The 13,272-nt window shown below is 35.0% G+C and carries 12 protein-coding genes, 2 tRNA genes and 1 pseudogene; 7 read left to right on the top strand and 8 right to left on the bottom strand.

The annotated features are described in order from the left end of the window. Window positions 1–17: 17 nt before the first annotated feature. Window positions 18–1,247, bottom strand: coding sequence for an MFS transporter (locus fad_RS07320; RefSeq protein ID WP_236940563.1), 1,230 nt, complete (start codon window positions 1,245–1,247; stop codon window positions 18–20). Between the two features lie 404 nt (window positions 1,248–1,651). On the opposite strand from fad_RS07320, the gene fad_RS07325 reads away from it, so the two are divergent. Together fad_RS07325 and fad_RS09590 are read left to right on the top strand one after the other, a co-directional pair. Next, complete coding sequence (locus fad_RS07325; protein ID WP_009886592.1) at window positions 1,652–1,996, top strand: DsrE family protein; 345 nt, start codon at window positions 1,652–1,654, stop codon at window positions 1,994–1,996. A gap of 354 nt (window positions 1,997–2,350) precedes the next feature. Continuing rightward, window positions 2,351–2,479 carry a DUF2283 domain-containing protein gene (locus fad_RS09590; protein WP_187288962.1) on the top strand — a complete coding sequence of 43 codons (129 nt, stop codon included), beginning with the start codon at window positions 2,351–2,353 and terminating at the stop codon, window positions 2,477–2,479. 255 nt (window positions 2,480–2,734) lie between these two features. Here fad_RS09590 and fad_RS07330 read toward each other — a convergent pair whose 3' ends face one another. From fad_RS07330 to fad_RS07340, 3 genes are all read right to left on the bottom strand, one after another. After that, window positions 2,735–3,118, bottom strand: coding sequence for a type II toxin-antitoxin system VapC family toxin (locus fad_RS07330; RefSeq protein ID WP_009886595.1), 384 nt, complete (start codon window positions 3,116–3,118; stop codon window positions 2,735–2,737). Then, window positions 3,115–3,342: a hypothetical protein gene (locus tag fad_RS07335; RefSeq protein ID WP_009886596.1), complete on the bottom strand. Its 228-nt coding sequence runs from the start codon at window positions 3,340–3,342 to the stop codon at window positions 3,115–3,117. Before fad_RS07335 ends, fad_RS07330 begins: the two co-directional genes overlap by 4 nt. Before the next feature lie 578 nt (window positions 3,343–3,920). Continuing rightward, window positions 3,921–4,062, bottom strand: a tRNA-Trp gene (locus fad_RS07340). 1,304 nt (window positions 4,063–5,366) lie between these two features. On the opposite strand from fad_RS07340, the gene fad_RS09420 reads away from it, so the two are divergent. Next, entirely contained in the window at window positions 5,367–5,543 is a 177-nt protein-coding gene (locus tag fad_RS09420) for a hypothetical protein (protein ID WP_196795591.1), read from the top strand. A 201-nt stretch (window positions 5,544–5,744) separates the two neighbouring features. Here the strand turns inward: fad_RS09420 and fad_RS07345 are convergent, their stop codons facing one another. The 4 genes from fad_RS07345 to fad_RS07360 form a co-directional block, all read right to left on the bottom strand. Continuing rightward, the gene (locus fad_RS07345; RefSeq protein WP_081142927.1) at window positions 5,745–6,158 is read right to left on the bottom strand and encodes a type II toxin-antitoxin system VapC family toxin; all 414 of its coding nucleotides are present in this window, start codon (window positions 6,156–6,158) and stop codon (window positions 5,745–5,747) included. Continuing rightward, complete coding sequence (locus fad_RS07350; RefSeq protein ID WP_081142928.1) at window positions 6,158–6,406, bottom strand: hypothetical protein; 249 nt, start codon at window positions 6,404–6,406, stop codon at window positions 6,158–6,160. Before fad_RS07350 ends, fad_RS07345 begins: the two co-directional genes overlap by 1 nt. Before the next feature lie 590 nt (window positions 6,407–6,996). Next, a complete protein-coding gene (locus tag fad_RS07355) occupies window positions 6,997–8,601 on the bottom strand; it encodes a cation:proton antiporter domain-containing protein (RefSeq protein ID WP_081142929.1) in 1,605 nt (534 codons plus the stop codon). A gap of 115 nt (window positions 8,602–8,716) precedes the next feature. Further along, a tRNA-Tyr gene (locus tag fad_RS07360) sits at window positions 8,717–8,816 on the bottom strand. A 215-nt stretch (window positions 8,817–9,031) separates the two neighbouring features. Here fad_RS07360 and fad_RS07365 point away from each other — a divergent pair. The 4 genes and pseudogenes from fad_RS07365 (at window position 9,032) to fad_RS07375 (ending at window position 13,271) form a co-directional block, all read left to right on the top strand. Beyond that, window positions 9,032–9,784, top strand: a complete 753-nt coding sequence (locus fad_RS07365) for an acetamidase/formamidase family protein (protein WP_236940564.1) — start codon at window positions 9,032–9,034, stop codon at window positions 9,782–9,784. A 107-nt stretch (window positions 9,785–9,891) separates the two neighbouring features. Then, window positions 9,892–11,286, top strand: coding sequence for a transposase (locus fad_RS07370; protein ID WP_081143156.1), 1,395 nt, complete (start codon window positions 9,892–9,894; stop codon window positions 11,284–11,286). Window positions 11,287–11,307: 21 nt separating this feature from the next. After that, window positions 11,308–11,487 (top strand): annotated as a pseudogene (locus fad_RS09355) (acetamidase/formamidase family protein); the annotation flags it as partial. Between the two features lie 35 nt (window positions 11,488–11,522). Then, window positions 11,523–13,271, top strand: coding sequence for an ATP-dependent DNA ligase (locus fad_RS07375; RefSeq protein WP_196795592.1), 1,749 nt, complete (start codon window positions 11,523–11,525; stop codon window positions 13,269–13,271). The last annotated feature ends 1 nt before the right edge of the window (window position 13,272 follow it).

The following is a 13,272-nucleotide window of genomic DNA, read 5'->3' on the forward strand; positions in this document are numbered from 1 at the left end:
AGGCAAAATAAAATATATTATTGCCCGGAGGTTTTTTTATAAGATGAAATCTTCTTTTTAATGCTTAAATTCATACGCTTTAAGAATGCATTGTTAATTGCTAAATATAATACAGAAACTACGAGGCTACTCATGGCAATTAAAAGCCAGAATGTAGCCGTTGCACTTTCGTAATATGATAGCATATACAATCCGACTATTGAACCTGAAAATGAACCAAAGCTTATGAATAAATTATATATCCCTATGTAAGTTCCCTTCATGTTGTTTGGGGCAATGGAAGTTATTATTGTCTGTGTTGTAGGTGCAACAAAATCTTCACCGACAGTCATAATCCCCATGGATAAAAGGAAATAGTCTATGTTTTTTGAAAACATAAGAACTATAAAACCCAGAAAATAGAATAGCATGCCCACTGACCGGAACAATACGGGCCTTGTTTCCCTGTTCATTAGTTTGAAAATGGGATACTGCAATAAAACTACGAGAATGCCGTTCAGTGAGTAAATATAAGCCAAATAAAGTATTGGCAACCCCTCAAAGTCAAATGCATACAGTGTTAATGATGCCCCTCTTTGCCTTAAAACAAAGGCCATGATAATGCCTATAATTATAAATAAAATAAAAAACCTGTCCTTATATGCCAGTTTGATGTCATTCTTTGTTAAGTATTCTATTTTAGACGGGAAATAGGTTTCTTTAACGTTGAAATATAATATTATTATTTCTATGAACGTTGCTATACCTGCCATTAGGAATATGTATTGAAAGCCGTAAACAGATAAAATAGCACCGAGTATAGGCCCTATAGCCGCACCGGCATTTGCCATGACCCTTATTTCAGTATAGCCCGATAATCTCTGCTTCAGGGATGTGACATCAGCTATTGAAGCCTGTATAGCGGGATATTGCAATGCATTTATGGCAATTGTTGAATAGAACAGCCCTATCAATAACATGACAGGAAGCCTGTAAAGTACGGTAAAATACATAGATATATACAACAATCCTGCGGGGATAGGGATTAATATTAAAAATACTCTACGCCCAATTCTATCGGTCAATATTCCGGAATAATACTGTATTGCAGACATCAATAAAATTGCAACGCCCAAAACTATTCCAGTTTCTATAAATGATATGTGGTATATAAAAACAAATATTAAAGGCAGGAATATGAAGGAAGATACCCTGCCCGATGCACGTATTAGCCTTGTGAGGCCCAGATAGAACACCCTTCTATCCAATTATTACACCCCGGATTGAATTACATAGTAAATCCTGATGAAATTGCGGGCTACGGGAGAAGTAGAAAGAAACATATTATGCTTTATAATTTACCAGTATATTATTTTTTACTTGATTTTTAATATGTGTAAAGGATTGTTTTTCCAGAGGATGGCTAACATATAATTTTTAGTGGACATGCCTGCATAAAATCAATAGAAATGGTATATGCCAGAATGTAAGTAATTCCAATCTAAACAAACAGGAAAATTATATGATAGTGTTGAATGGAAGTACTTTAATATTAAACTAAAAAACTGTTAGAAATTAAGTGTGACATAGCTTCCGCTCTCCAATTATCAACAAAGATGTGCCAATGTGTTAATTCAATAAAATTTATATTTTACCCCTGCATGTTTGTCATATGTCTGGAAAATACCTTATAATAATATCTTCTGGTCTTGACCAGAAAGGGAAGATGATTGTTGGGCTAAATTTTGCAAAGAACATTTACAGGAAAAAACTGGCAGAAGATGTTAAAGTCGTATTCTTTGGGCCAAGCGAAGAGTCTCTGGCAAAGCATGATCCTGATGTTGACACCCTCTTAAAAATACTGAGAGATATGAACGTTATACAGATTGCCTGCAGTGGATATGCTGTTGCCAAGAATGTAAGTGAAGATATATCAAAAATAGGAATGAAGCTGGAAGACGTTTCTGATACTATTACTAATTTTGCGGATCAGGGTTATAGAATAATAACATTCTGATCTTCAGAGGGCGCAACTTCAGTGGTGCGGTATCGCTTCCCGTTAAGGAAAATTTTATTTTACGATCCAATCCGCAGGGAAGCCCATGATTTTTGCAGTAAATCAAACCGGGAATGCTAAACAAGGCCTTTGAAGAAATTCGTGGATAAGCATAACTTAAAAAATAGTAAACTTTTATGAATGGGCTCTTAATTCCAGGGAATATACACTCTAAAATTTTTTTTTTAATAACCTGTACACAAATTTCTGATTCGTTGAATTTGCGTGATGGAGTTAAATGGTACGATATGCGGAGAGAATGCTTTTATAAGAAACTTTTTATTATTGTTTATTATTGTTTATTATCTTTAAATGATGAAAATTCAATATGATATCGTAGCCGACACTTTATATATATACCTAACTAATTTAAAAATTGTTGACACCATTCCTGATAATAAAAATGAGAATATTTTTTTGATGTATCAAAATATGGAAAAATAGTAGGCATAGAAATTTTAAATGCGAGTCTTACGGATCTTAAATCGGTTAAAAATCGATTAAAACATTATAAAATAAATATACCGGAACTCAGAATTTTTGGCACAATAAAAACATTGGATTAAATAGGATAATATTATCATCGCACGCATCGGACAGAATTAAAGAAAGGTCAATAAAAACGAGTGAAATTGAAACAACCATTATTGCTCCGAACAAATCAATAAAGGAAGATTTTGAATTGAACACATGCCTTAATTAAAGGTCTCTACTCATCCTTACAGTTATCCTGGAACTTGCAACTCTAAATAGTTTTATATCGTCAGTTATTAGGCCATAGCCTTTTTCTATTGCAGATACAAGAAATGACGAATCATAGAATGTTAGGCCCTCCTTCAAGGCAAGGGACAATACAGAAGACCATGTCGGAATAACCTGTTCTATAGAATTAATCAACTCAAATAAAACTGAACCAATATCTTTTGCTTCTTCCTGTGTTATTGTATTCTTAATATTACTGTTTTTCCATATAACGTTTCCAACTTCATAAACTGCAAGAGGTATAGTTGCATTATCCATGATTTCCGTATACTTGCCCCGCTGGAACAGGTTAAATATTGAAGAGGTATCTAATATATTCATCTGTCCCTATCCTCTCTGATATCTTTTACTAATTCATCCATTTTTAATTTCGATAAAGTGGGTGCTATTTTTTTCATTTTTTCCATAAGTTCGTTATTCCTGTACTTTTTAATTTCATAGTGTATGGCTTTTCTAATAAGCTCAGTCGGGTTTATACCAAGTTTTCTTAATTCTTCCCTATCTTCTTCGGTAATTTTCGCGGATAGTGTTGTATACTTAGACATACGGCAATATATACTACACATATTTATAAATTATTGTAATACGTATATAACTACAACATTTCATCGGATAAAAATAGTCCAGAATAACCATGCGGCCAAAGCCTGTGTATCATGCATATGACCATATAAAATTGAAGTTGTTTTCTGTTTTGAAGTCTTCTCTGAATGATTGCGATTTTTGTTTTTATCATAAACAGGTAACTCTGTTTAATCGTATGTTAACTTCAGCAAAAAATTGTAATATTCCCTTCCATTAATGGCCATAAAAACTTAAGCGACCCATTTTCCATTGTAATAATCTAAAGTAATAGCAAGATTATAGATATATGCCAACCATAAAAACATTCAATGCTTTGAAGTTATACCCCGATAGTACTTAATGAGAAACCAATATAAAAGGAAGATTTGCGTTCAAATCCTGGTAGGCCATACCCGCATTGAGACCACAACCAGGTATACTCACTTAACACAAAAAGAGGTTGGGGAAGCCGTAAAAGAAAGTGTTGAGGCCTTATTTCGCCTCAATCGGCAAATGACGGATTTTGAGTGGGAGCAGTTGGGGGCTGACCCTAATGTAGTGGAAGCACTGGGATTTGAACCCAGATCTAAGGGTCTCTTCCATGTTTCATCGTTCCAGTCATTCATCATAAATTCAGACGACCTTTAGCTAATCACAAACTGACTGGAGCCCTCTAGGATACCTGACTACCCCATGCTTCCTGATACGTATATTTATTTTTAATATAAATATCTATAGGATAGCTCGTGTATGGGCCATTATTTCTGGTGCAGTATTATTACTGAATAAGCCAGTATACCTGAAAATCCCTTCTGCAATTCACATGAAGGGGGTGCTAGCTTTAAAGCATTATCGGAATACTAATGTTGTATTATTTGTAATTGTTGGCAAGCTTCTCACAGAGGCTATGTACTATAAAGTCGCTCTAATCCCTATTTTAATTAGCTCTCATGTTGAAGAATTTTTCTCCAGCATAGATGGCAAATAATTACAATACCGGTATTGCTAAGGTATAATGATAATATGTTTCCTTTAGGAAACAAAAACATATTTTTTATGTTTCTATGTAGAAACATATGTTGGATAAAGAATCTGTTAAAAGAACGATAACAGAATTAATGAATATCCAGCACCCCGATTTAGTAAAAAGGGAGATTGATATAGGTATATATAAATAAAATTGTAGTTATAGCAGAGGTGCGCCGCGCAGGAAAAACATATCAGATGTTTAATGGGTAAAATCTTTAATAACATCTGAAGTACCATGGAAAATATAAATCAATTAAAATATTATAAAATAAATTTACCGGAGCTCAGAATTTTTGGCACAATAAAAACATTGGATTAAACATGATAATCTTATCATCACACGCATCAGGGAGTATCAAAATATTTAATACCAAATAGACCTGCAACTTCGCTCTGGAGAGAGCCTAACATAGAAACACAGTTCAGCATTGCAAATTATTTTTATTAGAAAATTGACCTTAGGGGCAAAAAGAACAATCTTTATCAAGAATTTCTTTCATTGAAATCTATGTCATGAAACTTTCGGATAAAGAAATTACAGGGTTTGCAATATTGGTTCTTATTGCATAGAATGTAACTGGGATAAATACGTTGTTTGAAGATACATACAATAAATTAACAGACAATAATGATCATAAAATATGAATAGGAGAAAGACAAACTATAAGCTATAATAAATCCGGGTAACTCAAACGGCTGAACTCTTACACCTATCCCGTATCTTTTTATCTGTATTTCTCATATTTTATTACCTCTCTGCTCAAAAGATGTATATCTTCAGATTATTTTATGGTAAAATTCATTGATAACAGGATGGTTTATATTTACGCATAATTTCACACACAACCGTTTAACTGGATATTTTATCTTGCCGGTACTAACACTAAAATATAAATATTATTTGTTTTATTGTATACAATTGATATAATTATTATAGAAAAAAATTATATAACGTTATAGACTACATAACACAAATATGAAATCTAAAATTGTTTGCCCGAAATGCAACGAAGAATTCGATGCGCCTAGATGGGACAAAAAAAGATTCGGGTTTGGTGCGGTACCCCCTGGAGTTGGTTTTATTAAATGTCCATATTGTAAATACAAAGCCCATAGAAGCGAATTTTCTGTAGCTGAGGATACCGAGGAATAGATCTGTGAGCGTTTCGTTTTCCAGGGTAAATATACGTACCAACTACCCACAGCTAAAGTAGTGAGCTGGCATCGGGTTTCCACAATGGACGAAAAATAACCTGCTACAATAGGCTGGTTGGCAACAGCCATGTTTCTGATATTTAATGAATCAATAAAATATACCTTCTCTGCTAATCCACAGAAAATGCCTTTAAATATATCACAATGGGTATATTATTTCTATTCCAAATTCTTTAATAGTTCTTTCCTTATTTTTAAAATCTTTATCAAAGGTGATAAATTTATCCGCATGTATTATAATAGCATTGGCAATATGCAGGCAATCCAGTGTTTTTAATTTTATAGAATTTATTATATCTATTCCGGTATTTATGCTTCTGTTAAAATCAATATCAACTATTTTTATATCATTTTTTATTAATAGATACTCATCTAATGCCTCTATTTCCTCTTCAATTACACCGGATCTGGACAAAACACTTTTTATTTCAAGTAGATTTAATTCAGTAATAATTTTATTATCGTAATTTTTCATTAATTTATTGGCTAGATTGTATTTACTGTCATTTTTATCAATAAGGGAAATTAAAATATTCGTATCTATGTATTCCATTATTCTCTCTCTAAAATTGATTTTTCAGACAACCCTGCTGGCAATTCAGGCAAGCCTTCCTTTAAATATTTTTCAAGCAATTCCTGTGTTTTTTCCTTTTTTTTAATTACATTATTAACATTATTAATTCCGTGTTCCATTATATAATTTATAGCATCTGTCCTGCTGTTTACTATTTTAAATGATATTAGTTTATTTGTAGTATTTAGCATATCGTCTGATAATCTAATACTTACAACTTTATTCATATGATTACATAACCATAAATTGTATATATATCTTTGTAATTAATTACATATTCATTTTAGTATTACAACATAAAAAGCACTGTAATGAGTGGAGTTTATATTTACACATAATTATGTAAACTATCCTGTAAAAATTACTTTGCCCCCCATACTACTTTGCACTACAAAGTAGTAGTGTTATTGCTTGAAGAATTAACAGTAATTGAAACTTTCTGGATTATATTAAAAAACCATTATAAACACCTGAATTCTAATAGGATAAACTTTGTGGTGGACGCACTGGCACTCAAGGCAGGAATGTGCAGAAAAAGAAACAGATAGGAGGTATATAATTCCTTCCTGTGTTGGAAGAAAAAAGATCGGGCAGTATTAGGCTCCCATATCTGGGTATGAAATGAAGTGCGTGATATTATACATAGTTGCAACAAACATGTGTATTTCACCCGATAAATTGATTAAACTGTAGAGAAAAATGAGATTATATGGAAATAATACAGGATAAGCAGGAAATTCCATGCAAAAATTATAAAGCCCGAAAACTCACATGGTTTAATGCGGCTTTAATCTTAAAGCCAGTAATGCCCATACGTTTATTGCTTATCACTGTCCAGGATACCTGCTACGTGCTTCAATATTTCCCTCTCCAGTATAGTTCCTATAAATTTTCCCGATTTGTCAACTACCGCAACTATAGGCGGGTCATATTCCTTGAATATTTTAATCAGGTCGGTTGCAGGAGAATCGCAAAGTACCTTTGCTGCCGGAACTATCTTTCCCTGGTATACTGATAGTGTCCTTAACTGGTTATGCCCCATGGTAACCATATCACTTAGCGTAAGCTGCCCGAGAACCTTCAATTTTGAATTTATTACTATAACAGCCCTTGCATTTAAGTCTGTACACATTTTAAATGCCAGGCTTATAGGATTTTTACTATTTACCGACACAGACTGGAAGGAACTTGCTATATCACATGCCTTCAAATTTTTGAATTCAGCGTTTACCATTTCCCAGACATAATTTGACTTTTTAGTTTTGACCACCGGTGCCTTAACATTAAACAATGCCGGTATTACCACAGTCAATAACGTTATTGCTATCATGACTGCAGAATAATCATACCTGCCAATGAGGGATAATCCAAGAGCAACAACAAGCAAAGCTGCGTCCACGCCCCCGTGCACCGATGTTCCGAAGGCGTTTTTCCATGTATCCACATGCATGAACCTTGAGGTTATGGTGCCTGCTATTGGCTTTAATATAATGGCTATTGCAAAAATCAAAAGTCCAAGGGTGATAAGTGGCAGTGTAATCTTAACAAAATAGAGGCCAAGGCCAATAAAAAACAGGGGTTCAAAAAATCCATATGTAAATGTTGATACTTTTTCGGCAACAAGTGGCCTCTCGTTAATAAACTCTCTCAGGGAGATTCCTATAAAAAGGGCAATAATAGCTGAGTTAAATCCATATAGCTGCCCGACAAATCCAAGTACAAGGACAAACCCGATTATAACTGCTATTACAGTTTCATTGGCTCTGGCACTGAAATCTATCTTCACCAGTAGCCTTGTCAGTACATATCTTGAAAATAATAGTATAAAAACAAGTGATACAACGAGCTCCATTGCTATTTTGAGAACCAGGTATATGGTAACTACTTTTCCGTAGAGGTCAGCAAGGAATGAAAATAGTATAACTCCGGATATTTCCATTGTTACAACCTGCTGGAAAATGCTATTTCCCTCTTCAGTATGATTCAGCCCTGTGTCTGTCAGTAGCCTTGTTAAAGGGCCGGCACTGCTCATTCCTGTTACCAGGCCCACAATCAGGGCTATGAGGACACTGTGAAATATGTAGTATACAACAAATGATATTAAACCAAATGGAAGTATGAACTCAATTACGCCGGTCAATATGTTTGAAGGATTCAGAAGCTTTTTTGTTTCCAGTTCCTTGAATTCCAGGGCACCTCCCGTAAAAAGCAGAAAATTAATTCCAAGGGATATAAATAGGGAAATGTTTGGAAGTATTGTTATCAGCCCCAGTACTCCCGGGCCTATAATTATTCCAATTATTATTGCCGCAACATATGAAACGATCCTGAATTTTTCGAATAACCCCTCTCCAAGTTTGGCGAGTAGCAACAATGCACCGATAAATAAAAGTGCAAGAAGTGAGTCGGATAGTCCGTACATTACGGTAAGATGTAGGTGGATTATTTAATATTTTTGCTAAAATTTGCCTATTTTCTGCTATTTATTTAAAATAATCAAAGAATTTGCTTAAATCATAAAAATAAACCTGAATAAATCCCGGCTTCCGGATTCGAACCAGAGACCTATGGATGACTGCGTTTTCTGGCAGTATATCACTCTACAGTCCATCGCTCTACCAACTGAGCTAAGCCGGGTAGCAGATAATCATTACAACGGATATAAATTTTAACATTTATGCCGGTTATTATATTCTACTTGAATAACTAATGGTGGTATCATTCCACAGTTAAAGCGATGGAATTTTTCTTCTGTTGAATTAAATATTTTATTTGCTCCGCAACAGCAAAATTTCATTAGATACCTGCTGTTAAGCTATAAATTAATTAACATAATCTATTTATTGGATATTATGAAAGTAATAGATGGATTTAAAAATGAAAACTTGCATTTCAGATGGTCTCCGGCAAATATTCCTGTGGAACATGTGTCCCCTGGAGAAACGCTAACCATTAAAATTCCGGATTCATCAACAAAGCAGATCCAGAAAGATTTTAATAGTGAGGACCTTAAGAAAATAGACGACTCTAAGGTAGATGCAGCTGTGGGGCCGGTGTATGTAGATGGGGCTGAAAAAGGAGATACTTTGAAAATAGAAATAAAAAGCATAGAAGTAGGAACATGGGGATGGAGCGCAATAATGAAAGACTTTGGTGCCCTGAGCCCGGAGTTTGATGATAGGCTCGTAATATGGGATATAAATAAAACAGAAGCCAGATGCATGAATAAAGGCTTTCTTGACAATGTAAAGATACCGGTAAACCCTTTCCTTGGCATCATCGGAACTGCTCCTGGAAATGGAGAATTTGGGATGATACCACCGAGGAATTTTGGCGGGAATATGGACAATAAATTTTTAAGTGCCGGTTCTGTACTTTACCTGCCGGTCAATGTAAATGGTGCACTGCTTTCATTTGCCGATCCCCACGCATCCCAGGGCGATGGCGAGGTTTGCGGGACTGCCATAGAGACATCCTGCACAGCTGTGGTGAAAGTAGATTTGATAAAAGGGAAGGCAATAAAATATCCCAGGATAGAGTCCAGAGGAAATGCCGGAACTGATTGCATAATCTCTATGGGCATAGAAGATAGTTTAGAACCTTAACTCCACAAATTTATAGGGAATACATCCATTATTATTTTTAGTCATTATGTTTTTACAGTTATATAGCAATGCAAACATTAATATTATATATTCCCTATATAGGGTATATGGAAGAATGGGTAAAGGATGTACTGCAAGAAGAAAAAAGGAAAAGGAAGATTCCACTTGAGGTGAAGAGGCTAAACGGCAATTATTATTTATACCATTCAACAACTAAATATGATAAGGAAAAGCATGGTGCAAGGAAAGTATCTGATTACATTGGAAGAATTACAGAGAATGGCATAGTAAGCAATGACAATTCCAGGTCTGTGTATGAATATGGAAATTCAGAATTAATATACTCTGTATCAAAGGATATAATAAAACTATTGAAGAAATACTTCCCGGATACATGGGAATCAATATATGCAATGTCAGTGGTAAGGCTAATAAGCTATACACCGATGAAAAGCATTAAGGAAAGATGGGATAAACTGTACATGTCCAGATATATCAATGCGCATGTATCGCCCAATACATTGACAGACCTTCTTATTGAAACAGGTTCAGATATCAGCAGCCAGTATGATCTATTCAATGATTTAATGCACGATTCCATGAAGCTTGCATTTGATCTATCATCAATATTCTCAAGGTCAGAGAATATAAATATGGCAGAGAAGGGGCATAACCATGAGCATGAGTATATACCACAGATAAATATTGCAATGGTATTTGACTTAGATTACTATAAGCCTGTTTTCCTTAAATCATTGGATGGTTCTGTAAGGGATATAAAATCTTTAAGGAAGGTACTGGAAGAGATTAATTTTAATGGAGTATTAGTAATGGACAGGGGGTTTGCATCATATTCCTTAGCGGATGAAATAAATAATAAATTCATAATGCCATTGAGGAGGAATAATAAGATTATTGATTATAATGCTATATTCAAGTCAAGCTTCATGTACAGGGACAGGGGAATACTTTGTACATCATATAAATATGGAAAATATTATGTATACATATTTCAGGACCAGCTGTTGATGTCAGAGGAGGCAAATACATTCATATCATTGATAGCTGACAATAAGAAGAGCCAGGATGATTATAATAGTGCATCTAAAGTATTCGGCAAGATTGCAATATTGTCAAATATAGATGACAAACCTGAAAATATATACCTAATGTATAAGCAGAGGGAAGAGATAGAACAGTCATTTGATGCTATGAAGAATGAATTGGAAAATGACAAGTCATACTTGAGCAATGATGATTCCATAAGGGGATATTTCTTTATTTCATTTGTATCATTATACATATATTACTCAATATTTGTGTTAATAAGGGCCGCAGGATTGACTGATAAATTATCTGTAAAGGATGCATTATTAAAATATTCAAGGGTTTACAGGATTGTACACAACAGTAAGGAAATTATTTCAGAGGTTCCTGCATCATCCGAAAGGATAGATGAACAATTAGGTACAAATATATTCCCTAAAAAGTTGGGGAGTTAAGGTTTAGAAAAATCAGCTAAAGCGGCCATATGGGAAATGATCGGTATACTTTCTGAATATGGTTTCTCCAGAGAAGAAGCATATATCCTCTGCAGCGTGGCAGGGAACCTTAAAATTTCTGAAATGGTGGATATGCCAGACTATGTTGTTTCCATGGAACTGGACAAAAATACGGTTAGCAGCAGAAATGCCAGCCAATGACAAAATCTTATAATATACTATATGATTATTATTTAATGTTATTTTCAGAAGCCAGCAAAAAATTCATGGAGATGGAATCGACAACGAAGAGGCTTGAACTCACATCAATACTGGGTTCATTGCTTGAAAATGCAGGGGATGACCTGAAGGAACTGGTATATTTAATACAGGGCAAGCTGGCACCGGATTATGAGGGTATAGAATTTGGAGTTTCGGGGAAGCTTATAGTGAAATCCCTTGCAGCCATATCCGGAATGGATGAGGAAGAAGTCAACAAATTGTTTTACAAGAATGGCGACCTTGGTATAACTGCCTCTGAAATCAGGGAAAAAATGGAACAGAAGCCACTTTTCAGGGAAGACCTTACCGTACACTATGTGTATACAAGGCTTATGGAACTTGCAAAATCAGCAGGGCATGGAAGTGTAAAGGGGAAAACAGATATTTATGCGGACCTCATGGTAAATTCATATCCTGAAGATATAAAGTATATTACGAGGATAATCATGGGGAAACTCAGGTTAGGCGTTGCAGATTCCACAATACTTGATTCCCTGGTGCATGCATTTTTCTCTAAAGATAATGCGGATATGGTAGAAACAGCTTACAATTTTCATCCAGACATAGGGCTTATAGCAACGCTCCTGCAGAAAGGCGATATAAAGGCCATAAGCAACATAGGCCCTGAGCCATTGATTCCATTCAAGGTAATGCTTGCAGAAAGGCTGAGGTCCATCGATGATATAAGGGAAAAAATGAACCACCACGTATCATTTGAGTATAAATATGATGGGCTCAGGACAGAGTTGCACAAAAAAGGGGATAAAATTAAGATTTTTTCAAGAGGGCTTGAGGAAACAACTGAAAATTTCCCGGATATTATAGAAAATTTCAAAAAGAGCTATTCATTTGAATCCATAATAATTGATGGAGAATCGGTTCCGTTTAATCCCGATACAGGGGAATTGTTCCCATTCCAGATGGTTTCCAAAAGGAGGGGAAGAAAATATCAGATTACAGAAAAATCCACTGAAATACCCCTTGTTATGTTTATTTTTGATATACTTGAGCTCAATGGAAGGATACTTGTTAACCTCCCATACGAAGAAAGGCGTAAAATTCTTGAAGAAAATTTTGTAGATAATGAGCACTTTAGGCTGGCAACAAGATTGTCCTCGGATGATTCTGAAGAGATTAACAAATTCTTTGAACAGAGCATAGAGGATGGGTGTGAAGGCATTGTTGCGAAGGATACATCTGATGAATCTGTTTACCGTGCAGGGGCTCGTGGGTGGCTTTGGATAAAATTTAAAAGGGATTATCAGAAAGAACTTGCGGATTCCATGGACCTGGTAATTATCGGTGCATTTAATGGCCGTGGAAGGAGGGCAGGGGCATACGGTGCACTCCTCATGGCATCATATAACGAAGAAACACATGCATTCGAGTCAGTCACAAAACTGGGAACAGGATTCAGTGATGAGGTATTATTTTCATTGCCAAAAATGCTCTCTGATCTTGTAAGAGACCACAAACCTGCTATGGTTGAATCAAAAATGGTTCCTGACATCTGGATATATCCACAGATAGTTATGGAAATCCAGGGAGCAGAAATTACTGTAAGCCCTATACATACATGTGCTTTTGGAAAAATAGAGAAAGATTCCGGCCTTGCGTTAAGATTTCCCAGATTAATTAAAATACGTGACGATAAAAACGCTGAAGACGCTACAACTACCAATGAAATTATAGAACTTTATAAAATGCAGAAAAAAACAAAATAAA

This window comes from Ferroplasma acidiphilum, from assembly GCF_002078355.1.
In the GTDB taxonomy this organism is placed as follows: Archaea; Thermoplasmatota; Thermoplasmata; order Thermoplasmatales; family Thermoplasmataceae; genus Ferroplasma; species Ferroplasma acidiphilum.

Bases quoted from the DNA above. Each gene is read 5' to 3' on its own strand.
- fad_RS07370 (WP_081143156.1), top strand. From the start codon at position 9,892: ATGGAAGAATGGGTAAAGGATGTACTGCAAGAAGAAAAAAGGAAAAGG.
- fad_RS09590 (WP_187288962.1), top strand. From the start codon at position 2,351: ATGAAAATTCAATATGATATCGTAGCCGACACTTTATATATATACCTA.
- fad_RS07365 (WP_236940564.1), top strand. From the start codon at position 9,032: ATGAAAGTAATAGATGGATTTAAAAATGAAAACTTGCATTTCAGATGG.
- fad_RS07335 (WP_009886596.1), bottom strand. From the start codon at position 3,342: ATGTCTAAGTATACAACACTATCCGCGAAAATTACCGAAGAAGATAGG.
- fad_RS07375 (WP_196795592.1), top strand. From the start codon at position 11,523: ATGTTATTTTCAGAAGCCAGCAAAAAATTCATGGAGATGGAATCGACA.
- fad_RS09420 (WP_196795591.1), top strand. From the start codon at position 5,367: ATGAAATCTAAAATTGTTTGCCCGAAATGCAACGAAGAATTCGATGCG.
- fad_RS07345 (WP_081142927.1), bottom strand. From the start codon at position 6,158: ATGGAATACATAGATACGAATATTTTAATTTCCCTTATTGATAAAAAT.
- fad_RS07350 (WP_081142928.1), bottom strand. From the start codon at position 6,406: ATGAATAAAGTTGTAAGTATTAGATTATCAGACGATATGCTAAATACT.
- fad_RS07355 (WP_081142929.1), bottom strand. From the start codon at position 8,601: ATGTACGGACTATCCGACTCACTTCTTGCACTTTTATTTATCGGTGCA.
- fad_RS07325 (WP_009886592.1), top strand. From the start codon at position 1,652: ATGTCTGGAAAATACCTTATAATAATATCTTCTGGTCTTGACCAGAAA.
- fad_RS07330 (WP_009886595.1), bottom strand. From the start codon at position 3,118: ATGAATATATTAGATACCTCTTCAATATTTAACCTGTTCCAGCGGGGC.